This is a genomic window from Pseudomonas sp. W2Aug9 (assembly GCF_023127755.1).
In the GTDB taxonomy this organism is placed as follows: domain Bacteria; phylum Pseudomonadota; class Gammaproteobacteria; order Pseudomonadales; family Pseudomonadaceae; genus Aquipseudomonas; species Aquipseudomonas synxantha_A.
In genome coordinates this window covers 497,175-518,713 of the sequence record NZ_SPKL01000035.1, presented here as the reverse complement: position 1 = coordinate 518,713, position 21,539 = coordinate 497,175, and the positions used below count along the sequence as shown (strand labels likewise).

The following is a 21,539-nucleotide window of genomic DNA, read 5'->3' as shown; positions in this document are numbered from 1 at the left end:
TGCCATGGAGTTGCGCCCCTGGACTTTACTGCTGGGCCTCACGCTGCTGCCGAGCCTGTCATTCGCCGCCGGCAAATGCGAACGCCTGGTGATCACCGGCAGCCCGGACGCACCGCCCTTGCTGTGGCGCGACCCCCAGGACCCCACGCACCTGATCGGCGCTACCGCCGACGTGTTGCAACAAGTGGGCAAGGACCTTGGGTTGAAAATCGACCTGCTCTACGGCGGCAAACGCTCCCTGGCCTTGGATGAGGCGCGCAGCGGGCGCATGGATATTCTCGCTGATGCTCCACTGAATCTCGGTGAGCTGGACAACTTCGACTACATCCATCCGGCGTTGATGCAGACCGACTACCTAGTCTGGACGCGCAGGGAGTCGCCGCTGGCCTATACCACGGCGGCTGACCTGCACGGCCACAAGGGCGCGGTATCGGAGCGCGCCCGTTTGAGCCCTGAATTCGAAACCTTCGCCGGCCAACAGCTCAGCCTGCAACGCCTGCCGAATCTCACGCCGGCGTTCCAGAAACTGTTACTGGGGGAGGTGGACTACGTGCTGGCGGGACGCTATTCCGGCATGGCCATGGCCCAGACCTTGGGCATGAGTAACGACTTGGTTGCCCATGAGGTGCCTGTCGATCAGCCCGGGTTGTACCTGGCGATTTCCCATAACTCGGCGTGCAATGATCCTTGGCTGCGCGGACAGCTGACCAAAAAGATGACAGAATTGCCCGCGTCCGGTGTCGCGCAAGCCGCGCTGCAGCGCAATCTGGAGCGCTGGAAAGCGCAATTGCAACAACCCGTCGGCACCCCAACAAAGTAGGGATTTACAGTGATTTTTCGACCTCTTTTCGCGGCCCTCGCCGTTGTCGCTCTGGCGGGATGTGCAACCGATCCTGCGCCGAATGAACAAATGCGCCTGACCCAGCAAGCCCTGGAGCAAGCCAACGCGGTCGGGGTCAACGCCGATGAATCGCCCGAACTGAAACTGGCTGAAGAAAAATTCGCCAGGGCCAAGTCCAACATGGCCGACCAATCCTACAAGCGCGCGCGTATGCGGGCCGAGCAGGCCGAGCTGGATGCGCGCCTGGCCGAGGCAAAAGTGCTGACCGCCAAGAGCCAGGAACAATTGATCGTGCTTAATACCCGTATCACTCGCCTGCGCAAGCAACTGCAATTGGGAGACGCGCAATGAGCCCGATGATCCGTGGTTTGAGCTGTGCGTTGCTGTTGGGCAGCGCGGCACTGGGCGGATGCGCCAGCCAGCCCAGCAGCGAGCAGGCATTGCAACAGGCGGGCGATGACTTCCAGAAGGTCAAGGAAGACTCCAATGTGCTGCGCTTTGCGCCCAAGGATGTGATCCGCGCCGGCGAGTCCCTGGCCCGTGCCGATCGCCTGTCCAGCTACTGGGGCAGCGGCTCCGACGTGGTGCATTACGCCTACCTGAGCCAGCGCTACAGTGCCATCGCCCGCGAACACACCGAGCAGGGCCTCAATGCCGAGCGCGGCACCCAGCTCGAGTTGGAGCGTCAGCGCCTGCAACTGGCCCTGCGCGAAAACAAGCTGGCCAGTGTGCAGCAGCAGGGCAAGTGGGTTGAAGCGCAGATCGCCAGCCTCACCACCCAGACCGACCGAGGCCTGGTGATGACCCTGGGGGATGTGTTGTTCGATACCGGCGAAGCCGAACTGCAAAACTCGGCCAGCCGCACCGTGCTCAAGATCGTGCAGTTTCTGCAACTGAACCCCAAGCGTCGGGTGCGTATCGAGGGCTACACCGACAACACCGGGGGCGAGCAGGAGAACCTCAAACTGTCTCGTGACCGCGCCCAATCGGTGGCAGACCTGTTGATGGACCTGGGTGTCGACGACAAGCGTATCGAAGTCCAGGGTTACGGTGACCAGTACCCGGTAGAAGCCAATGCCTCCGAGCGTGGCCGCGCGCAGAACCGCCGGGTGGAAATCGTGTTCTCTGACGAGAAGGGCCAACTGGGTGCCGCTCGCTAAAGTCTGACGCAATTGCATGTGGGAGGGGGCTTGCTCCCGATAGCGGTAGTTCAGTTGCAACATCTTCGACTGATACACCGTCATCGGGAGCAAGCCCCCTCCCACATTTTGTCACGCGTACTCCCTTCACAGTTTTTGCTGTCACTACGGTTCGCGCTCGATTATTGTGTTAACTGTCCCCGTACACTTCTAAACTGTGCTGGTATGTTTCACACAAAAATAAAATAGCCGTGAAATCGAGTGCTGCGTCATGACCAATCTGTTGCTTTACCAACGTATTGCCCAGCAACTGGCTGAGGATATCCGGCGCGGTGTCTACCAACCGGGAGAGCGCGTGCCCTCTGTGCGCAAGATGAGCTCCCAGCTCAATGTGAGCCATGCCACGGTGTTGCAGGCCTACGCCAACCTGGAAGACCAGGGGTTGATTCGGGCGCGGCCGCAATCGGGTTATTACGTGCACCAGACCCCGGCACTCACGGCGCCGACGCCAGACATCGCCCGGGTCGAGCGCCCGGGGCTGGTCACCCGCAGCAGCATCATCCAGCAGGTGTTGGTCGAGTCACGCCGTGAAGGCGTATTCCCCCTGGGCGCTGCGGTGCCGAGTGTGGACTACCTGCCGGTACGGGCGCTGCACCAGCAGTTGGCCAAGGTCACGCGGTTCCAGAGCCCACGGGCCTTCAGCTACATGTTCAGCCCCGGCTTTGAACCGTTGCGTCGCCAGGTGGCGATCCGAATGCGCGATGCCGGCGTAGTCGTGGATCCGTCCGAAGTGGTGATCACCCACGGTTGCGTCGATGCGTTGCAGATGTCCTTGCGCGTGCTGACCCGGCCCGGCGACTTGATCGCCGCCGAATCACCGACTTACTACGGCTTGCTGCAACTGGCCGATTTGCTCGGCCTCAAAGTCATCGAGATCCCCAGCGACCCGGCCACAGGCATGAGCCTGGAAGCCCTGCAATTGGCGGCCAACCAATGGTCGATCAAAGCGTTGGTGCTGACCACGCGCCTGAGCAACCCCTTGGGCGGCACCATGCCGGAGGAGCGGCAGAAGCAATTGCTGCGCCTGGCGTCGGATTTCGATATCCAGATCGTCGAGGACGATATCTATGGCGAGCTGATGTTCGAACTGGGCCGCACCAAGGCCCTGAAAGCCTATGACCGTCTTGACCGGGTCATCTATTGTTCGAGTTTTTCCAAGACCTTGTCCCCGGGCGTGCGCATCGGCTGGATGATCGCCGGCAAGTACCAGCAGGAGATTCAGCGCCTGCAAATGTTCAGCACTCACTCCGCCTGCAGCGTCACGCAGATGGGCGTGGCGGCGTACCTGGAAAACGGCGGCTACGACCGTCACCTGCGTTACATTCGCCAGGAATACCGCAAGAACCTCAGCGCCTTCCAGCTGGCGGTGCAGCAATATTTCCCCGAAGGCACCCAGATGACCCGTCCGACCGGCGGCTTTATCCTGTGGGTCAGTTTGCCGGGGCGGGTCAATACCCAGGAGCTGCACGTGCGTGCCTTGCAACAGGGCATCAGCATTGCACCAGGGCTGATCTTCAGTAATACCGAACAGTTCAACCACTGTATCCGCCTCAATTGCGGCACCCCGTGGAACCGCGAGGCAGAGCGAGCGTTGATGACCCTGGGCATGCTTGCCAGCCAGCTGTGCCAGGAAACTGCAGCAGGCTTTTGAGGGGGGCAGAGGGGACAACATTGATCTGCGCCCTTGTCATGCCACGCACAACAAGCGAGCATATGGCCTTCTGCCGTTAATGCTGTTGGCGATATGACGTCTATTTTCCGTGTAACTTTGGTGATTGGCCTGTTAAGCCTGTGCAACGTCTGCACTGTGCTGGCTGCAACGCCGGTGGCTGACGTTAAGCCCGCCGCAAGTGCCGAGCAGAAAACGTCGGCCAAGCAGCCAACGCCCGCAAAAAAAGCCCCAGCCATCGTGAAAAAAGCGGTGAAGACCAAAAAGCGTGCACCTGTGGCGAGCAAGTCCAAGTCGGCCCATGAAGTGGCCCAGACCAAACTGCCACCGGCACAGTTGGACCTGTCCCTGCCTTCGGACATGGTCAGGCACTTGCAGCCGATCGGCACCATGCCCAAACCCAAGAGCGTGCCCTTGCTGCCGCCGATGTTTGGCGAAAAGCCCACCGATAACAGCGCGTTCCAGATCAACGGCCGCTTGCTCAGCAATGAGATGAAGCTGCAACTGCGTAACGATGAGCGTCGCGATGTAGAAGGCGCCGCGCTGGATTTCGAATTCAAGCAATAAACTGTTCAGTCACAGGTGACCCGGGTTGCCGACCATCTGTCGTAGACTGGTCGGTCATCTTTGTTTTGTGCGAAAAACCCCTGTTGGACCATTTTAAAACGGCTGTTTAAGGGCGTACTCTAGCCCGGCCATCCTATTGAGTCGTCGAGGACCTGCTGGTCATGAAATGCCGTGAAGGCTGTGGCGCATGCTGCATCGCCCCCTCCATCAGTTCACCGCTGCCGGGAATGCCCCAGGGCAAACCTGCAGGCGTGCGTTGTCTGCACCTGTCGGTGGAACAACTGTGCCAGCTGTTCGGTCAACCGGAACGTCCGGCGGTGTGCAGTGATTTCAAGGCGGATATCGAGGTCTGCGGTAACGACCAGGCCGATGCGATTCGCTTGATCGGCTGGTGGGAGCAAATGACGGCGGCTTGATGGGCTTTACTATCGGAACTTCAACAACAAGGAATACAACGATGGGTTCGCTGAAACGAATGGCTGTGGTGTGCGGTTTTACGATGATGTTCGCGGCCACTGCCCAGGCTGAGGATTGGCAAGTTGCCAAGGACGAAGACGGCATCAAGATTTCGCTGAGCGAAATGGCCGGCTCCAAGTACAAAGCCTATCGCGGTGTCACAGTAATCAAGGCGCCTGTCGCCAAAATCCAGGCTTTGCAGGAAGACGTCGCGGGGGCCTGCGCATGGATCCATGAATGCAAATCCCAGAAACTCGTCGACAAGAAAGGCGACGAGGCATGGACCTACACCCAGTTCAAGGCGCCGTTCCCTGTGACGGATCGTGATTCGTATATCCACGTCACCACCACCAAAGCCGCTGACGGTAGCGTTACGCGCAAGCTGGTAGGCGTGCCGACTTACAAGCCTGAAGAAAAAGGCTACGTGCGAGTGGCCCAGGTTGATGGCTTCTGGAAACTGGTGCCCAAAGGTGCCAATGAAACTGAAGTGACCTACCAGGTACACACCGAGCCAGGCGGCAGCGTACCGTCGTGGTTGGCCAACAAGTTCGTGGTGGACGCGCCGTTCAACACCTTGAAAGCCCTGAAGGAACACGCTGAAAAATAAGCGCTGTTGATCAGGTGCCTCCGGGCTTGAGTGGAACGTTTGGCGAGCCCTCAAGGTCCAGATAAATGTAAGCCCACCAATGGGTTTTATCGAGGAGGCACCGATGCAAAAGTGGCAGATTACCTTCGTTGATGATCACGGTGTGAAGTCCGTGGAGCAGTTCACCTGCGAACAAAAGCCCAGCCTCGAAGATGCGGCGCATATGATTCGCAACAAGCTGGTGCCAGTGGCTGCCGAGCTCGACCTCAATGATCTCGAGGGCCGTAAGCCCGAGCCAACGGTAAAGATTCTTAAAGACCAGAACAGTATCCAGATTCTCGATATTTCTCCCTCCGTCTGAATATTCGCTGTCTGCCTTTCAAGCACCTCTGGTGGAGGTGATAGCTTCGCGCTACTCTGCAATCGAGATCAGCGAATGAATCGCTAAGGTCTGGTCTTGTCAGCTACATGCTTGTTTTCCAGCGGTGTTGTTCCTGCCGTAGTACTCGCGCCAGCAGGGCGCGAGCTTCGGGAAGCACGGAAAGTCTATCCATCATTTGAGGAGCACTTTTCATGAGCACAGCCTATCAAGAAGACATCAGCACCAACGTTCTGCGCCGCATGAAAGAAGGCGGTTTTGATTTTTCGCGTTTTCACCCCATCGAGTTCTACGCCATTTTCCCGGATGAGGAACGGGCGCGCAGGGCTGCGGGTCGATTTCGTGGAGAGTCCCTGAATGCCCAGGTCAGTGCGCGCGATGACGGCGCCTGGTACCTGGAGCTGAGCAAGGTCATGTTCGCCACCTACGACGGTATAGGAGACTTTGAGCAAGACTTTGAAGCGGTGGTCGAACCGCTCGGCGGCATCATCGAAGGATGGGGCGTCAAGCAGGAGGTGCGTGGGTTACCCATGTAGCAAGTGTTATGAGCAGCGCAGCGTATCGGCTGACCTTTGGGTCGGCCGTTTTTGTTTGCAGGGCTGCACATCGCAGTCTTGCGCGCAAAAAAAACCACCCGGATAGGGTGGCGGAAAGGGAACCTTGAGGAGTAAATCAGTACAACAGGTAACACATTACCGATTGCGCAAAAGCGTTGGCTGTAGGACATCTCCTGATCAGCTGATGGAAGCGATTATGTGCGGTGTCCGCCGAGCCGTGAAATCAACTCTGACTATGCTGTTGATAGTCAAAGCGCGCGTTGCAATGAAGCACCCCACATCACAGCGGGCGTTCTGCGCACCAGGACGGTGCGGCGAAGCCGCTTGGTTTATTCAACTCATTGATAACCAAGTGTTTATGTCGATGGCACGGGCCTTGCGAAGGTTCTTGCGTCCCAGTGACAAGGAGTACGGCATGATCCGCACTTATTACGATGAAATGTACGATGGGGCAGGGCAGGTGCGCGCCCATTACCGCGAGTTCGCCCGCTGGCTGGCCGATACCCCTGCCGAACTGCTGGCCCAGCGTCGGCGCGAAGCCGATTTGCTGTTCCACCGCGCCGGCATCACCTTCACCCTCTACGGAGACGAGCAGGGCACCGAGCGCCTGATCCCCTTCGACACCATCCCGCGCAGTATTCCCGCGAGTGAATGGCGGATCGTCGAACGTGGATGTATCCAGCGGGTCAAGGCGTTGAACATGTTCCTTGCCGACCTGTATCACGAACAGCGCATCATCAAGGCCGGTATCGTGCCCGCCGAACAGGTGCTGGCCAACGAGCAATACCAGTTGGCGATGCAGGGGTTGGATCTGCACCGTGATCTGTATTCCCACATTTCTGGGGTAGATCTCGTACGTGATGGCGATGGCACCTACTACGTGCTGGAAGACAACCTGCGCACGCCCAGCGGTGTCAGCTACATGCTTGAAGACCGCAAGATGATGATGCGTCTGTTCCCCGAGTTGTTCGCCGCCCAGCGCATCGCGCCCATCGACCATTACCCCAACCTGCTGCTCGATACCCTCAAAAGCGCCAGCCCTCTGGATAACCCCAGCGTGGTGGTGCTGACCCCGGGGCGCTTCAACAGTGCGTTCTTTGAGCATGCCTTCCTGGCCCGGGAAATGGGTGTGGAACTGGTGGAGGGCGCGGATTTGTTTGTGCGTGATGATCGCGTGTTCATGCGCACCACCGACGGCCCCAAGGCTGTCGATGTGATCTACCGCCGCCTCGACGATGCTTTCCTCGACCCCTTGGCATTCAACCCCGACTCGATGCTCGGTGTCCCTGGCCTGCTTGCGGCCTATCGCTGTGGCAATGTGGTGCTGGCCAATGCCATCGGCACCGGGGTCGCGGACGATAAATCGGTGTATCCGTTCGTGACAGAAATGATCCGTTTCTATCTGGATGAAGAACCGATCCTGCAGAACGTTCCGACTTTTCAATGCCGCAAGCCTGACGAACTGTCCCACGTACTGGCTAATCTGCCCGACCTGGTGGTCAAGGAAACCCAGGGCTCCGGTGGCTACGGCATGTTGGTTGGCCCGGCGTCCACGACGGCCGAAATCGAAGCGTTCCGTGCGCGTATCAAGGCCAAGCCCCACGCCTATATCGCACAGCCGACCCTGTGCTTATCCACCTGCCCGACCTTCGTCGAAAACGGTATCGCGCCCCGGCATATCGACCTGCGCCCGTTCGTGTTGTCCGGCAAGGAAACCCGGGTGGTGCCTGGCGGCCTGACCCGCGTGGCGCTGCGCGAAGGTTCGCTGGTGGTCAACTCGTCCCAGGGCGGCGGCACCAAAGATACCTGGGTGGTCGAGGGCTGATGCCATGCTGAGTAGAACTGCCTCGGATTTGTACTGGATGTCTCGCTATCTGGAACGCGCAGAAAACCTCGCGCGTATGCTGGATGTCAGCTATTCGCTGTCGCTGATGCCCCAGGATGGGCGCGGCGATGGCCTGCACGAACTGGCCATGCCGTTGTTGATCACTGGCACGCTGGAGGATTATCACGAGCGTCATGGCGAACTTCATGCCGAACGGCTGCTGCATTTTTTCGCGCTGGATGCGGCCAACCCGGCCAGCATCTACAGCTGCCTTGGCGCCGCGCGGGCCAGCGCCCATGCGGTGCGTGGGCGTATTACCGCCGACATGTGGGAAAACATCAACGCCACCTGGCTGGACATTCGTGACATCGCCCAGCAAGGGCTGAGCCACTACGGTATGAGCCGGTTTTGTGAGTGGGTCAAGGAGCGTTCCCACCTGTTCCGCGGCGCCACCTACGGCACCATCATGCGTAACGATGCCTTCCGCTTTATCCGCCTGGGTACCTTTATCGAGCGCGCCGATAACACCCTGCGCCTGCTGGATGCCCGCTATGAAATGGCCGGCGACCAGGCGGCGGTCAGCGATGGCACCGCTCACGCGTATTACCAGTGGAGCGCATTGCTGCGTGCGCTGTCGTCATTCGAGGCGTACACCGAAATTTATCGTGATGCCCCAGGTGCCCGGCAGGTTGCCGAGCTGCTGCTGTTACGTGCTGATGTCCCGCGTTCACTGCGGGCGTGCAGTGAAGAGATCGACCAGATCCTCGCCAGCCTGCCCGGTCTCAACGGCCGCCCGGCCCAGCGCCTGGCCGCCGAGATGGATGCGCGCCTGCGCTTCACCGCCATCGACGAAATCCTTGAGGAAGGCCTGCACGCCTGGCTGACCGACTTTATCCCCTTGGTCCGCCAGTTGGGCGACGCCATCTACAGTTCTTACCTGGAGGCGGCATGAGACTCTCCATCAGCCACGAAACCACCTACCACTACGAAGACCAGGTACGTGCCAGCATTCAATACCTGCGCCTTACACCCCACGACAGTGAGCGCCAGCACGTGCTCAGCTGGCAACTCGACCTGCCGCGCCCGGTGCGGGCCCAAGTGGACCCCTTCGGCAACATCCTGCATGTGCTGACCCTGGATGAACCCCACGATGCCATCATCATCGGCGCCCGCGGCCAGGTAGAAATTGATGAGTTGCGCGAGGCCGAGCACGAAAGCCAGTCGCCCTTTCCGTTCCTGCGCAGCACGCGCCTCACCGAGCCCGACGAAGCCTTGCGCCGGTTTGCCGAACAACACTGCCATCAGCGTCGCGACCGCACCGCGTTGATCGACCTGATGCAGGCCCTCAACCAAGCGATGATCTACACGCCAGGTGCGACTGCCGTCGATACCTGCGCCGCCCAAGCCTTCGCGGGCGCGGCGGGCGTGTGCCAGGACCACACCCATGCGTTCCTGGCCTGCGCGCGCAGCCTGGGGATTGCTGCGCGGTATGTGTCGGGGTATTTGTACACCGAAGACAGCGCGCACCTGGCCAGCCATGCCTGGGCCGAAGCCTGGCTGGATGGCGCCTGGTACAGCTTTGACGTGACCAACCAACTGGCCCGTCCGGAGCGGCATTTGAAGCTCGCCGTGGGCCTGGACTACCTCGACGCCTGCCCGGTACGCGGTATGCGCCGTGGCGGCGGGCATGAGCAGATGCATGCCAAGGTATTTGTAGCCCCGACCTTGGTTTCCGTGCAGCAGCAATAAACTTCCTGAGCACAGCAGGCCAGATGTGGGAGGCTTAAGGTTGCTGTTTACGCCCCGCCATATGCTGCAAATACCCCACCAGCAAATCCAGCTCGTGGTCTGGCAACACGCTGGCCGCAAACGCCGGCATCTTGGCTTGTGGCCAGTGCCTCAGGCTTTGTGGGTCGCGGATGTAGCGCTTGAGGAAATCGCCACCGAAATACTCGGTCGGGTTATAGGGAATATTCAGGTCCGGCCCCATTTGCGCATCGCCGGCACCATTGAGGCGATGGCAAGCCATGCAGTTCTTCTGGAATAACGCAAAGCCTTGGTTCACCGGGTCATCCGCCGCCAGCTTCGGGTCGGGCAGCAACGCTGGAAAGCGCTCGGCGACCGTCTGCAATTGCTTGATCGTGGAAATCTGGAAGGGCCATTGTTCCGGGCTGATATGCCCGGCTTGGGGGTTGGTCCACACCAGGTAGAACGGCCCGGCGCTGGGTTTTCCTTGCGCCAGCGCCGGCCACGGATGGGCCGGGTCTTCCACGGCCAGCCAGGCGCGTGCACTGGTTTTTTCCAACAAGGGCGCGGCGGTGAGTTCGGCGGCAAAGCCATCAAGGGCAACGGCTTGCAGGTGGTTCGCAGGCTTCAGGCCCGGCAGGAGTACCGCCAGGGGCACCGCGCGATAGGTCATGTCGCGCTTGTAAGACACGTCGTCGACGATTTGTACGTCCTGCGCCTCGGGGTGCTTGAGCAACTGCGCGGTCTGCCAGGTCTTGCTGGCGTGGTCCAGCTCAATGGTCAATTGCGCAGCCGCAGCGGGTAGGCTCAGCAAAGCAGTAAAAAAAGCGAGGATCAGTTTCAAGGCACAGGCCCGACGATAAATGGCGATAGCGCACAAGATACCCGAAACGCACAGGTAAAAAGACAGCGCCCGCAACGGTAGCGCTAAGCGCAGTATCCCGGCAGGTGCTGCCAAACGCTGCTGGTCCGGTGCTGTGTGAGCACGAAGACCGGGTGCTGGGTCGTCACCCGATAACCTTGGTTAAATTGGGCAAGATCAGAATCAGTGTGGTGGCGAACAGAATAAGTCCCGCCTGACGTACTTTCGAATGTTTGAACATGGCTGACTGCCTATTTGTTGTTATTCCTGAGCGTCAAATGCGTGCCGGTTTATTTCAGTATCGCGAGATGACATTGCACTTTTCTTACAACTGCTCCAGCAAAACCCGGCAGCAGTGTCCTACAGGTTCAACCTTAGAGCGCCCGATCTTCTTCGCTTAGATCCATTTCATATCAGCTAATCAGCATTTGCGCTAAAAACGGCATGAGGCTTATTGCCATCTTGGCGCGAGCCCTAGGGCTAGACAGCTAAAACGATTAATCAGGTAATTCCCGTAGCTACCTACCGTTCGTCCGAGCGAGGGGGTCAAAAGCAATGAGCGCATCCGTCATTGAAACCGTGTCAATCGGGCCTAAGGTAGGGGGCATACACCCACAGCGGTTCGAGGATGTCATGACCCAAGCTTTGATCTTTGATGCGATACGCACGCCCCGGGGCAAAGGCAAGGCCGATGGTGCCTTGCACAGCGTCAAACCGGTAAACCTGGTGGCCGGCTTGCTCACGGCGCTGGCACAACGCAGCGACCTCGACACCCGCCAAGTGGATGACATCGTCCTGGGCTGCGTCACGCCGGTGGGCGACCAGGGCGCCGATATCGCCAAGACCGCCGCCCTGGTGGCGGACTGGGACATCAGCGTCGCCGGCGTCCAGGTCAATCGCTTCTGCGCCTCGGGGCTGGAAGCAGTCAACCTGGGGGCAATGAAAGTGCGTTCCGGCTTCGAAGATCTGGTCGTGGTGGGTGGCGTCGAATCCATGTCCCGCGTGCCCATGGGCAGCGATGGCGGCGCCTGGGTGCTCGACCCGCAAACCAATATGCACAGCCACTTCACCCCTCAAGGTATTGGCGCTGACCTGATTGCCACGCTGGAAGGGTTCACTCGCCAGGATGTGGACAGCTTTGCCCTGCAGTCACAACAGAAGGCCGCCAGGGCGCGGGCGGACGGTTCCTTCAACAAGTCGTTGATCGCGGTGCAGGATCAGAACGGCATCGTGCTGCTGGATCATGACGAATTTATCCGCGGCGACTCGACCCTCGAAGGCTTGGGCAAGCTCAAGCCCAGCTTCGAAATGATGGGACAGATGGGCTTTGATGCTACCGCGCTGCGGGTCTACAGCCATGTGGAACGCATTGACCATGTGCACACACCGGGCAACAGCTCCGGCATCGTTGATGGCGCGGCATTGATGTTGATCGGCTCCGAGGCCAAGGGGCGCGAGTTGGGCCTGCAACCGCGGGCGCGCATTGTCGCCACGGCAGTCACCAGCACCGACCCGACCATCATGCTCACCGGCCCCGCACCCGCCACCCGCAAGGCGCTGGCCAAGGCCGGCCTGCGGGTAGAAGACATCGACCTGTTCGAAGTCAACGAAGCGTTTGCCTCGGTGGTGCTCAAGTTCATCAAAGACATGGGCATCGACGCCGCACGGGTCAACGTCAACGGCGGCTCTATAGCCATGGGCCACCCGTTGGGCGCCACCGGTTGCGCAATCCTCGGCACCTTGCTCGACGAGCTGGAGGTGCGCCAGCAACGCTACGGCCTGGCCACCCTGTGTGTCGGCGGTGGCATGGGAATCGCCACCATCATCGAACGCCTCTGAGCCCAAGGAATTTGTCATGACCGATGCCATTCGTTACGAAAAAGGCCAGGACCAGATCGTGGTACTGACCCTGGACATGCCCGGCCAGAGCGCCAACACCATGAACGCCGTCTACCGCGAAGCGATGGCGGCCACCGTCACGCGCCTGGAAGCAGAAAAGGACCAGATTGCCGGGGTGGTGATCACCTCGGCCAAGAAGACCTTTTTTGCCGGTGGCGACCTCAATGAGCTGATCAAGGTCGACAAGGCCCACGCCAAGGATTTCCATGACAGCGTGCTGGTGTTGAAGGCGCAGTTACGCCGCCTGGAAACCCTCGGCAAGCCGGTGGTGGCCGCGATCAATGGCGCGGCCTTGGGCGGTGGCTGGGAAATTTGCCTGGCCTGCCATCATCGGGTCGCGCTGGACGACAAGTCCGTGCAGTTGGGCCTGCCCGAAGTCACCCTTGGCCTGTTGCCGGGCGGCGGCGGGGTGGTGCGCATGGTGCGGATGCTGGGTCTGGAAAAAGCCCTGCCGTATTTGCTCGAAGGCAAAAAAGTCCGGCCCGCCCAGGCACTGCAAGCAGGCTTGATTGATCAATTGGCGGCTGATCGCGATGAGCTGCTGGCCAAGTCCCGCGCCTGGATTCTCGCCAATCCCGAGGCCAGGCAACCCTGGGACAACAAGGGGTATCAGATCCCTGGCGGCACGCCGTCCAACCCCAAAGTCGCGCAGATGCTCGCCATTGCCCCGTCGATGTTGCGCAGCAAAACCAATGGCTGTTTCCCGGCACCGGAGAAAATCCTCTGCGCCGCCGTTGAAGGTGCCCAAGTGGATTTCGACACCGCACACCTGATCGAAACCCGCTACTTCACCGAACTGGTGACCGGGCAGGTGGCGAAAAACATGATCGGCACCTTCTGGTTTCAGCTTAATGAAATCAATGCCGGCAGCTCACGCCCACAGGGTTTTGCCCCTCACGTCACCCGTAAGGTCGGTGTGCTCGGCGCCGGGATGATGGGTGCGGGCATCGCCTATGTCAGTGCCTGTGCGGGGGTCGAGGTGGTGCTCAAAGACATCAATCTCGCCGCCGCCGAAAAAGGCAAAGCCCATAGCGCTGCCTTGCTGGACAAGAAAGTCAGCCGTGGGCAATTGACCGCCGAACAGCGCGAAGCCACCCTGGCGCGCATTCACCCTACGCAGGATGACGCTGACCTGGCCGGCTGTGACCTGATCATCGAGGCGGTGTTCGAAGACCGCGAACTCAAGGCCAGGGTCTCGGCCGCCGCACAAAGCGTGGTCGGTGCCGATGCGGTGATCGCCTCCAACACTTCCACTTTGCCCATCAGCGGCCTGGCCACGGCGGTGCCGGACCAAACCAGGTTTATCGGTCTGCACTTCTTCAGCCCCGTGGACAAGATGCCCCTGGTGGAAATCATCAAAGGCACCCACACCAGCGATGAGACCCTGGCCCGCGGTTTCGATTTCGTCCTGCAAATCAAGAAAACCCCGATTGTGGTCAACGACAGCCGTGGCTTCTTCACCTCGCGGGTCTTCGGCACCTTCACCAACGAAGGCATTGCCATGCTCGGCGAAGGCGTGGCCGCGCCGATGATCGAGACCGAAGCGCGCAAGGCCGGGATGCCGGTGGGGCCGCTGGCGGTGTCCGATGAAGTGTCCCTCAGCCTGATGAGCCATATCCGACAGCAAACCGCCAAGGATCTGCAGGCCGAAGGCAAGGCACTGCCGAATCATCCGGCGAAAGCGGTGATTGATTTGCTGGTGAATGAATACAAGCGCACCGGTAAGGCGGCGGGCGGCGGTTTTTACGATTACCCCGCCGGTGGTCAGAAGCACCTGTGGCCAGAGTTGAAAGCCCGGTTCGAAAGGCCCGGCAATCGAATTTCACCCCAGGACGTGCGCGACCGCTTGCTGTTTATCCAGGCCATCGAAACCGTGCGCTGCGTGGAGGAGGGCGTGTTGATGTCCACGGCTGACGCCAACGTCGGTTCGATCTTCGGCATCGGCTTCGCCGCGTGGAGTGGCGGCGCGCTGCAGTTTATCAACCAATACGGGCTGAACGATTTTGTCGCCCGCGCTCGTTATTTGGCCGAAGAGTATGGGGAGCGCTTCTCACCACCGACGTTGTTGCTGGAGAAAGCGGCACAGGGCGAAGTGTTCGGCTGAGCAAAATGTGGGAGGGGAGCTTGCCTTGAGGGTGTATTTCAAGGCAGGCTCTGGGGTGTGCAATATTCCCATCGCCGTGTCAGGTATTTTTTATGTCGCTACGCGTCTGCATCCTGGAAACCGATATCCTGCGTCCAGGCTTGATCGATCAGTACCAAGGTTACGGGCAGATGTTCAAGCGCCTGTTCGCCAAGCAACCGATTGCCGCCGAATTTGTCGTCTACAACGTGGTGCAGGGCGAATACCCGCCGGATGACGAGGTGTTTGACGCGTACCTGATCACCGGCAGCAAGGCCGACTCGTTCGGCACTGACCCCTGGATCCAGACCCTCAAGGCTTATTTGCTCACACGGTACGAGCGTGGCGACAAGTTGCTGGGTGTGTGCTTTGGCCATCAGTTGCTCGCCCTGCTACTGGGCGGCAAGGCCGAGCGTGCCAGCCAGGGTTGGGGCATGGGCACCCACGCCTACAAGCTGGATGCCAAGACGCCATGGATGAGCCCCGAGGTGCCGGAGCTGACGCTATTGATCAGCCACCAGGATCAAGTCACCACGTTGCCGGACAATGCCACGGTCATCGCTTCCAGCGAGTTCTGCCCGTTCGCCGCTTACCACATCGGCGATCAGGTGCTGTGCTTCCAGGGCCATCCGGAATTTATCCATGATTATTCCCGCGAGTTGCTGGAGATTCTTCAGACAACCCTGGGTGAGAAGGTCTACACCAACGGCGTGGCCAGCCTGGATCGCGACCACCACGGCGTAACCGTGGCGGAGTGGATGATGCGCTTTGTCGCACACAAGCCGGATACCGCGGCCTAAAGCCAGCCTGAACGCTTGAAGCTGGCCCACAAACCGCCACAGCCCACAGCAATAAACCCGAGCACCGCAAAATAGCCGTAATGCCATTGCAGCTCGGGCATGTTCTGAAAGTTCATCCCGTAGATCCCCGCCACCGCCGTGGGGAACGCCAGGATCGCCGCCCACGCGGCGAACTTGCGCTGCACCACGCTCTGGCGCGACGCCTCCAGCAACACACCGATCTCGATGGTCTGGCTGGCAATGTCGCGCAGGGTGGTGAGGTCTTCCATCTGCCGCGTAACGTGGATTTGCACATCGCGGAAATACGGGCGCATGTTCTTGTCGATAAACGGAAAGCTCAGCTTCTGCAACTCTTGGCTGATTTCCACCATCGGCGCCACATGACGCTTGAGCCGCAGCACATCACGACGCAGGCCGTGGAGGTGCTGGATATCTCGCTCATTGAGTGAACTGCACAGCACATTGCGCTCCAGCTCATCGATTTCGGCGTGAATCGCCTCGCTGACCGGCTGGTAGTTCTCGGTGACGAAATCCAGCAGCGCATAGAGTACGAAGTCTTCCCCATGCTCCAGCAACAGCGGCCGCGCCTCACAGCGTTGGCGCACAAAACCGTAGGACGCCGAGTGACCGTTGCGTGCAGTGATGATGTAGCCGTTGCCGGCAAAGATATGGGTTTCGATAAACTCCAGCTTGCCGTTCTCGCGCACCGGTGAGTAGGTGACGATAAACAGCGCGTCACCGAAGGTTTCCAGCTTCGGGCGGCTGTGCTTTTCCATGGCGTCTTCGATGGCCAGTTCATGCAGGTTGAACTGGCGTTGCAGGTTGTTCAACTCCTGGGCGCTGGGCTCTTCCAGGCCGATCCACACAAAGTGTCCGGGTTTGGCGGCCCAGGCCGCGCCTTCATCGAGGGTGATATCCGAGACTTTTTTTCCGGCGCTGTAGACTGCCGCCGCAACAACTCTACCCATGGTGCTGATCACTTCTTATAAGAGGACAGATGTTGGGCAGCTTAGCCTGAATGGCGTTCCGTTGTTGCTGACTGATATTGCCCATTCCCTTGCAGGAGCGAGCTTGCTCGCGAAGATCGTCAACCCGCGTCGCTTATACGGTTTTCGCGAGCAAGCTCGCTCCTGCAAGTTCACGGTCCATTGTTTCAATGCAAGCGGTCATTTGCGCGTGACAGTCCAGCATCAATTGAGGGATGTCATCCACCGTCATGCCAGTGGTAGGAATCGGCGGCAACGACCGGATCAGCACTTCCCCGCTGTTCCAGCGGTTGAGCTGCATCTGCGTTACATAATTGCTGACACACACCTGCACGATAGGCACGCCGGCCGCAATCGCCATATGAAACGCACCTTTCTTGAACGGCAACAGCCCTTTACCCAGGTTGCGCGTACCTTCCGGGAACACCCAGATCGACGTGTCCTTGTGTTGCAAGGTCTGGGTGGTGGTGAGCATGGCGCGTCGGGCCTTGTGCGCATTACCGCGGTCGATCAGCACATTGCCCGCCAGCCAGAACAACTGGCCGAACAGCGGCACCCATTTCAAGCTTTTCTTGGCGATGCATACGGTGCGGTGCGGCACTACATTGCCAAGTACAAACAGGTCGTAGTTGGACTGGTGGTTGGCGATCACCACACAGGTGCCGGGCTTGTTGCGCAGCGAGTCGACATCCGTCTTCACCTTCAGGCGCAAGATCCACATGGCTGGCAATGCGTAAAGACGGGCGCAGAGGCGGCTGTTGTCCGGATTGAATGGCCGGCATACCCCTAAAAGTACGCCCAATACCCCTGCGATCATAAAGTGCAGGCCCATCAACAACATACGTAACAGAAAAAGCATCGAAGCGGCCCATCGGGACAAAAGGTGGCGCAGTGTACGGATGTGCACTGTATTCGGCAATTGCCCCTACAGAGGTGGGAGATAGGCGATGTTTAAGCGCATGTTTCCACATATGCCCACAAAGGCCGGCTAGAGCGGCTACGGATATGTCGGATTCATTTGTAAGAAAAAGCCCGACACTAGGTCGGGCTCGGGTAAGACGGATGTAGGTGTTAACTCAGATTGTGGCCCTGATCCTGGATGATCGCATCATCCAGGGCTTCCAGCAGTGCGCGGCGCACTTTCAACTTGGTGTGCTTGTGGGCATTCATATTGATCTTCTTCAACTGACGTGCCGCTTCCAGGGCGGCTGCGTGCAATTCCTCCGGTGCCACCACCTTATCGAGGAAGCCCGCTTGCAAGGCGCCTTGCGGGTCAAACATCTCGGCATTGATCACCGACCGATGGAACGCCGACTTGCGCAGACGATCCCGCGCCAACTCGATACCGGCGTGGTGCATGGTCATGCCGATTGCCACCTCATTCAAACCAATGCTGAACGGGCCTTCGACGCCGATACGGTAATCGGCCGACAACAACAGGAACGCGCCTTTGGCTACCGCATGGCCCGGGCAAGCCACAATCACCGGGAACGGGTGCGCCAACAAGCGCCGTGCCAGGGTCGAGCCCGACGTCACCAGGCTGATCGCTTCTTTAGGGCCGGCAGTCATCACCTTCAAATCATAACCACCCGACAAAATCCCCGGCGTGCCCGTAATGATCACCACCGCCCGATCCTTCTCGGCCTGATCCAGCGCAGCATTGAATTCACTGACCACCGCCGGAGAAATGGCATTCACCTTGCCGTTGCTCAGGGTCAGGGTCGCGATACCGTCTTCGAAGTGGTAGGCAATCAACTCACTCATGACGCGGTTCCTTGTAGGGTTTGTTATAGAGGTAGATGCGCAGACGTTACTCACCACGCCCGCGCTGGTAAAGCGCCGTGACTGACTACCCAGTCAGGCTTTTCCTGCATCCCCAAGGGTAGACGGCCCGCAGCAGGGCGCAGCAACCGTCCCAGACGCCTGCCGCCGGTGCCCGAGAATGGCACAATCATCACCCCTTGCCGGGCGGGGAATGGCATAACCGTCTAACCGCATGAAAATTCTGAAAAAAACCTTTGCCATCAGAAAGGCTTTCGACTACATTAGCGCGCCTCGACAGACTGAACTGGTTTGACGAGATACGGTGAAGTGTCCGAGTGGCTTAAGGAGCACGCCTGGAAAGTGTGTATACAAGAAATTGTATCGAGAGTTCGAATCTCTCCTTCACCGCCATATTTAAACCTAAAGGCCCCGTTTTACGGGGCTTTTTTGTGTGCGCTGTATTTTGTTCCCCCATCTGTTCCCCCGTCTGGATTTCGAGGGGTTTTTTTCTGGGAAGCCTGTCGATAGTGTCCGCTGCTAGTCTATCCATCATTAAGACGTCCGGCATTTGCGTCGATTCAAGTTGCAGTGGGTCTTTTCCGCGCGTGTTGTAACTTCAGGTCAGATCTAGCAGTTATGTTTAAGCGCAATGAGGTTGAGCTGTATCCTTAGCCTCTTCATCCGCCATCGGCCTTTCGACGTGCCGTCTATCTCGTCGCGATTCAAGGGTGGCTGGCGCGCATCCTCGATGAGTCCTCACCAGCTCTCTCCGTCACTCATATAGTTCGTCAGTCCAATAATATTCGAGAGTGCGCTACCTTGGGCGCGCCGTCGATTTTGTGATTTCCTCAGTTGTTTAATTTACCTCGGCCTATCTTGGTTATGGGTCCCTAATCAAAAGCGGACTAAATCAATCGCGATGTCACGATAATTTTTATACCATACGTTATAACGTATCAACGGCGCGTGGAAATTTTATCGGCGCTGCGAGTGGTTTATATTTATTGCCTTTGAGCTTTTCTCAGTTGGCAGTTACGTTCGGATTTTTATGAAGTAGCCTGACTGATCTACCCATGCACCGCGCCGTTCAGGTTGCCAATACTCCTGTTCGTTGAATAGCGGCAATTCCTTAATTGTGAGAATTTCTCCGTTCTTGACTTCAGGTTCGCCCCGTTTGAGCAGAACGGTTTCCTGAAAGCGATAGCGGCTTCCTTCCTTGATGACATGCCCGAGCTGGATCAACAGCATAATCGTCGCCTCGAGACGCTCTGCACTGGCTCGGCCTCTCAAGGTACTGGGGCCGTACTGTTTGACTAGTGTCAATGTGAAATGAGTTTTTACCCCCTGCTTCAGTTCGCGAGGACGCGGCGTGTTAGCTGAGCTTCTGGCAGGACTGACGTCATTTCCGCGCACAGTTCTCGTTTCGTGTTCGGCGGGCGACTCTTTGTAAGCTTTATGTAATAGGTAGTGCGCAAGATTATTCGCATCTGTAACGAGTTGCGGCTCGTTGGCAAGATGATCGATGAAGTGTTTCGAGCAAAGCTGTGCGAACCTCCAACAAAACTGCAGGGTGGATTCTTCAATCTCAATGTCGTTGTCCAGTTCGCGTTCGAACGTGTGCAGGATGGCCGCCAGGCGGCTGGTGTTTTCGAGCAACTTGGAGGCGTGATCCTTGAGGTAATAGTAGAGGCCGTTCTCTTGCATCTGCTGTTCGAGACCTCGACTGCACTGAAGCCAGAATTCTGCTGCTGACTCCGAAAAGCGCAATACTTGGCGGTCAGTCTTAACGGGGGCGGTCAGTCGTTCGTGGATGCGGGCGTTGAATGCCTGTTGGCGCGGCAGTGCAGATAGTTTGACCGGACTGCGTTGACCGGCCATTTGACGCGGTTTGACGACCAAGAAGCGAGCAAGGAATCCCGTACCTCGGGCTTCCTCACCACGTTTGCCCATGAAACGTGCTATCACGCTCGGCTGCGCCATGAGAGACAGTGTGAGTCGGGCATTTTGGAGAATAAAGCCTGCTCTTGAGACGCGATCAACGATCACGCTGTTGCCATCCCAGAGGGTGTTGAGTTTGTCTAGTTCGCCCAGGGCTTTGCCACTAAAAATACTGCTGGCTTCGCTAGTCAGCAGGCAACCGTTCGGCGAGTTTTCATAGAGCATTTGCACTAACGCTTGTGGGGTGGTGTCTTCGTAGAGAAATTTTCCCGAGCGCTGAGGTTGCGGTTCAGTCCTGACGTGTTCGGCGACAGCATCCCGAGCGGCTAGCGTTGCGGGCTTGTCTTGTTGAGAGGCGCACTTGCTGTAGGTGCGCTCCAAATGGCGTTTATGCGTGCCCCAGAGATGGTGTTTGACCTTGTGCTCCGCTAGGGCTTCATTGTTGGCCTTATACGCCGAATCATTTCGCGCATTGATGGCCTTGAAAAAGTAATTCTGCGTCGTGGTCTTCCGCTCACCAGAATCAGCAATGGTCAACAGCATTAGTGAGGTCGGTACTTTATGCCCGGTGGGCATTTCTACATCCACGTGCCCCTGACAGGCCGTTGCCATAGCGCCGAAGGCGCACATTATCGCCATCTCTCGGTGAACCTGCAGTTCTCGGGCAGCCTCTCTCACCGCCCCGTCGAACAAGCTTTTTTCACGGAAACTCGGCCAAATGTCCTGCGAATCATCTGGATAGGTTTCAATCATGGTGGAAATTTCGACATCGATTGAATTCACTTTTGTCTGCTATATCCGCTATTTCTAGCGACAATAGCAGACAAATTGAATAATTCAACTCGCAACTCTTTAATTAACGACGACGCGGCTCTGCGCTCGCATTGTCTTTGAGCCACGCAGGTTATGCGTTTTAGGTGGGGGAGCTGCCTCAGCAAAGAAGGTGCAGGAGCACGGTGTGTGTCTTTTTTTACTAACCCAGCCATTCCTCTGAACGTAATAGAGGAGCCCGTTCATGAGGATCATCCGCCTGAAAGATGTCATCGACTCGACCGGTTTGGCCCGGTCTACTATTTATAAGTACATCGCCGAAGATGTTTTCCCTAAGCCGGTCTCTCTGGGAGAGCGCAGCGTTGGCTGGGTTGAGGGAGAGGTGCAAGATTGGATTTTGGCCCGGATTGAGGATCGCGACCTGGCTGAATGAGTTTTCGCGAGGCAGGTTTGGAGTAACGTCATAAACGCTATGACCGGCTTGCTGCCGGTCATAGCGTTTATGACGGATGGGCGGAGATTATTCTCAGCTAACTTCCTCAAATCGCAGTTTGGCAAATCTCTTGGCTATC

Annotated in this window: 21 protein-coding genes and 1 tRNA gene; 17 read left to right on the top strand and 5 right to left on the bottom strand. The window is 58.3% G+C overall.

All coding sequences use genetic code 11. The features are described 5' to 3' along the window. Positions 1-4: 4 nt before the first annotated feature. From E3O56_RS23110 to E3O56_RS23055, 12 genes are all read left to right on the top strand, one after another. Positions 5-820 (top strand): transporter substrate-binding domain-containing protein, encoded by an 816-nt coding sequence (locus E3O56_RS23110; RefSeq protein WP_248129077.1) that lies wholly within the window; start codon positions 5-7, stop codon positions 818-820. Between the two features lie 9 nt (positions 821-829). Further along, positions 830-1,192: a DUF4398 domain-containing protein gene (locus E3O56_RS23105; protein WP_248129059.1), complete on the top strand. Its 363-nt coding sequence runs from the start codon at positions 830-832 to the stop codon at positions 1,190-1,192. Continuing rightward, positions 1,189-2,001: an OmpA family protein gene (locus tag E3O56_RS23100; RefSeq protein ID WP_005790469.1), complete on the top strand. Its 813-nt coding sequence runs from the start codon at positions 1,189-1,191 to the stop codon at positions 1,999-2,001. Before E3O56_RS23105 ends, E3O56_RS23100 begins: the two co-directional genes overlap by 4 nt. A gap of 250 nt (positions 2,002-2,251) precedes the next feature. Beyond that, positions 2,252-3,691: a PLP-dependent aminotransferase family protein gene (locus E3O56_RS23095; RefSeq protein ID WP_005790467.1), complete on the top strand. Its 1,440-nt coding sequence runs from the start codon at positions 2,252-2,254 to the stop codon at positions 3,689-3,691. 93 nt (positions 3,692-3,784) lie between these two features. After that, complete coding sequence (locus tag E3O56_RS23090) at positions 3,785-4,276, top strand: translation initiation factor 2 (RefSeq protein WP_248129058.1); 492 nt, start codon at positions 3,785-3,787, stop codon at positions 4,274-4,276. 161 nt (positions 4,277-4,437) lie between these two features. After that, complete coding sequence (locus tag E3O56_RS23085; RefSeq protein ID WP_005790462.1) at positions 4,438-4,692, top strand: YkgJ family cysteine cluster protein; 255 nt, start codon at positions 4,438-4,440, stop codon at positions 4,690-4,692. A 41-nt stretch (positions 4,693-4,733) separates the two neighbouring features. Further along, the gene (locus tag E3O56_RS23080) at positions 4,734-5,339 is read left to right on the top strand and encodes an START domain-containing protein (RefSeq protein WP_032879886.1); all 606 of its coding nucleotides are present in this window, start codon (positions 4,734-4,736) and stop codon (positions 5,337-5,339) included. Positions 5,340-5,442: 103 nt separating this feature from the next. Next, positions 5,443-5,679: a hypothetical protein gene (locus E3O56_RS23075; RefSeq protein ID WP_103733851.1), complete on the top strand. Its 237-nt coding sequence runs from the start codon at positions 5,443-5,445 to the stop codon at positions 5,677-5,679. A gap of 212 nt (positions 5,680-5,891) precedes the next feature. Further along, a complete protein-coding gene (locus E3O56_RS23070; RefSeq protein WP_005790456.1) occupies positions 5,892-6,233 on the top strand; it encodes a ribonuclease E inhibitor RraB in 342 nt (113 codons plus the stop codon). A 436-nt stretch (positions 6,234-6,669) separates the two neighbouring features. After that, positions 6,670-8,079 carry a circularly permuted type 2 ATP-grasp protein gene (locus E3O56_RS23065; protein WP_248129057.1) on the top strand — a complete coding sequence of 470 codons (1,410 nt, stop codon included), beginning with the start codon at positions 6,670-6,672 and terminating at the stop codon, positions 8,077-8,079. A gap of 4 nt (positions 8,080-8,083) precedes the next feature. After that, entirely contained in the window at positions 8,084-9,031 is a 948-nt protein-coding gene (locus tag E3O56_RS23060; protein WP_005790452.1) for an alpha-E domain-containing protein, read from the top strand. Continuing rightward, complete coding sequence (locus E3O56_RS23055; RefSeq protein WP_005790450.1) at positions 9,028-9,828, top strand: transglutaminase family protein; 801 nt, start codon at positions 9,028-9,030, stop codon at positions 9,826-9,828. Before E3O56_RS23060 ends, E3O56_RS23055 begins: the two co-directional genes overlap by 4 nt. A gap of 34 nt (positions 9,829-9,862) precedes the next feature. On the opposite strand, the gene E3O56_RS23050 is transcribed toward E3O56_RS23055, so the two are convergent. Next, positions 9,863-10,669: a cytochrome c gene (locus E3O56_RS23050; protein ID WP_248129056.1), complete on the bottom strand. Its 807-nt coding sequence runs from the start codon at positions 10,667-10,669 to the stop codon at positions 9,863-9,865. A 651-nt stretch (positions 10,670-11,320) separates the two neighbouring features. Between E3O56_RS23050 and E3O56_RS23045 the strand changes: the two genes are divergently transcribed. From E3O56_RS23045 to E3O56_RS23035, 3 genes are all read left to right on the top strand, one after another. Further along, positions 11,321-12,526, top strand: coding sequence for an acetyl-CoA C-acetyltransferase (locus tag E3O56_RS23045; RefSeq protein ID WP_032879889.1), 1,206 nt, complete (start codon positions 11,321-11,323; stop codon positions 12,524-12,526). Positions 12,527-12,542: 16 nt separating this feature from the next. Continuing rightward, a complete protein-coding gene (locus E3O56_RS23040) occupies positions 12,543-14,690 on the top strand; it encodes a 3-hydroxyacyl-CoA dehydrogenase NAD-binding domain-containing protein (protein ID WP_248129055.1) in 2,148 nt (715 codons plus the stop codon). Between the two features lie 92 nt (positions 14,691-14,782). After that, positions 14,783-15,508, top strand: a complete 726-nt coding sequence (locus E3O56_RS23035) for an amidotransferase (RefSeq protein WP_032879891.1) — start codon at positions 14,783-14,785, stop codon at positions 15,506-15,508. On the opposite strand, the gene E3O56_RS23030 is transcribed toward E3O56_RS23035, so the two are convergent. The 3 genes from E3O56_RS23030 to E3O56_RS23020 all read right to left on the bottom strand — a co-directional run bounded on the left by E3O56_RS23030 (position 15,505) and on the right by E3O56_RS23020 (position 18,258). Next, entirely contained in the window at positions 15,505-16,476 is a 972-nt protein-coding gene (locus E3O56_RS23030; protein WP_032879893.1) for a magnesium and cobalt transport protein CorA, read from the bottom strand. The genes E3O56_RS23035 and E3O56_RS23030 overlap by 4 nt on opposite strands. Before the next feature lie 133 nt (positions 16,477-16,609). Beyond that, the gene (locus E3O56_RS23025) at positions 16,610-17,353 is read right to left on the bottom strand and encodes a 1-acylglycerol-3-phosphate O-acyltransferase (protein ID WP_103733607.1); all 744 of its coding nucleotides are present in this window, start codon (positions 17,351-17,353) and stop codon (positions 16,610-16,612) included. A gap of 212 nt (positions 17,354-17,565) precedes the next feature. Further along, entirely contained in the window at positions 17,566-18,258 is a 693-nt protein-coding gene (locus tag E3O56_RS23020) for a crotonase/enoyl-CoA hydratase family protein (RefSeq protein ID WP_032879897.1), read from the bottom strand. 321 nt (positions 18,259-18,579) lie between these two features. Between E3O56_RS23020 and E3O56_RS23015 the strand changes: the two genes are divergently transcribed. After that, positions 18,580-18,669, top strand: a tRNA-Ser gene (locus tag E3O56_RS23015). Between the two features lie 621 nt (positions 18,670-19,290). On the opposite strand, the gene E3O56_RS23010 is transcribed toward E3O56_RS23015, so the two are convergent. Continuing rightward, positions 19,291-20,949, bottom strand: a complete 1,659-nt coding sequence (locus E3O56_RS23010; RefSeq protein WP_248129054.1) for a YfjI family protein — start codon at positions 20,947-20,949, stop codon at positions 19,291-19,293. A 262-nt stretch (positions 20,950-21,211) separates the two neighbouring features. On the opposite strand from E3O56_RS23010, the gene E3O56_RS23005 reads away from it, so the two are divergent. Next, positions 21,212-21,400, top strand: coding sequence for an AlpA family transcriptional regulator (locus tag E3O56_RS23005; RefSeq protein ID WP_248129053.1), 189 nt, complete (start codon positions 21,212-21,214; stop codon positions 21,398-21,400). The last annotated feature ends 139 nt before the right edge of the window (positions 21,401-21,539 follow it).

Coding starts and splice junctions, on each gene's coding strand:
- E3O56_RS23090 (WP_248129058.1), top strand. CDS start 3,785: ATGACGTCTATTTTCCGTGTAACTTTGGTGATTGGCCTGTTAAGCCTG.
- E3O56_RS23075 (WP_103733851.1), top strand. CDS start 5,443: ATGCAAAAGTGGCAGATTACCTTCGTTGATGATCACGGTGTGAAGTCC.
- E3O56_RS23030 (WP_032879893.1), bottom strand. CDS start 16,476: ATGGGTAGAGTTGTTGCGGCGGCAGTCTACAGCGCCGGAAAAAAAGTC.
- E3O56_RS23025 (WP_103733607.1), bottom strand. CDS start 17,353: ATGCTTTTTCTGTTACGTATGTTGTTGATGGGCCTGCACTTTATGATC.
- E3O56_RS23080 (WP_032879886.1), top strand. CDS start 4,734: ATGGGTTCGCTGAAACGAATGGCTGTGGTGTGCGGTTTTACGATGATG.
- E3O56_RS23060 (WP_005790452.1), top strand. CDS start 8,084: ATGCTGAGTAGAACTGCCTCGGATTTGTACTGGATGTCTCGCTATCTG.
- E3O56_RS23065 (WP_248129057.1), top strand. CDS start 6,670: ATGATCCGCACTTATTACGATGAAATGTACGATGGGGCAGGGCAGGTG.
- E3O56_RS23055 (WP_005790450.1), top strand. CDS start 9,028: ATGAGACTCTCCATCAGCCACGAAACCACCTACCACTACGAAGACCAG.
- E3O56_RS23085 (WP_005790462.1), top strand. CDS start 4,438: ATGAAATGCCGTGAAGGCTGTGGCGCATGCTGCATCGCCCCCTCCATC.
- E3O56_RS23035 (WP_032879891.1), top strand. CDS start 14,783: ATGTCGCTACGCGTCTGCATCCTGGAAACCGATATCCTGCGTCCAGGC.
- E3O56_RS23095 (WP_005790467.1), top strand. CDS start 2,252: ATGACCAATCTGTTGCTTTACCAACGTATTGCCCAGCAACTGGCTGAG.
- E3O56_RS23020 (WP_032879897.1), bottom strand. CDS start 18,258: ATGAGTGAGTTGATTGCCTACCACTTCGAAGACGGTATCGCGACCCTG.
- E3O56_RS23110 (WP_248129077.1), top strand. CDS start 5: ATGGAGTTGCGCCCCTGGACTTTACTGCTGGGCCTCACGCTGCTGCCG.
- E3O56_RS23070 (WP_005790456.1), top strand. CDS start 5,892: ATGAGCACAGCCTATCAAGAAGACATCAGCACCAACGTTCTGCGCCGC.
- E3O56_RS23010 (WP_248129054.1), bottom strand. CDS start 20,949: ATGATTGAAACCTATCCAGATGATTCGCAGGACATTTGGCCGAGTTTC.
- E3O56_RS23100 (WP_005790469.1), top strand. CDS start 1,189: ATGAGCCCGATGATCCGTGGTTTGAGCTGTGCGTTGCTGTTGGGCAGC.
- E3O56_RS23040 (WP_248129055.1), top strand. CDS start 12,543: ATGACCGATGCCATTCGTTACGAAAAAGGCCAGGACCAGATCGTGGTA.
- E3O56_RS23045 (WP_032879889.1), top strand. CDS start 11,321: ATGACCCAAGCTTTGATCTTTGATGCGATACGCACGCCCCGGGGCAAA.
- E3O56_RS23005 (WP_248129053.1), top strand. CDS start 21,212: ATGAGGATCATCCGCCTGAAAGATGTCATCGACTCGACCGGTTTGGCC.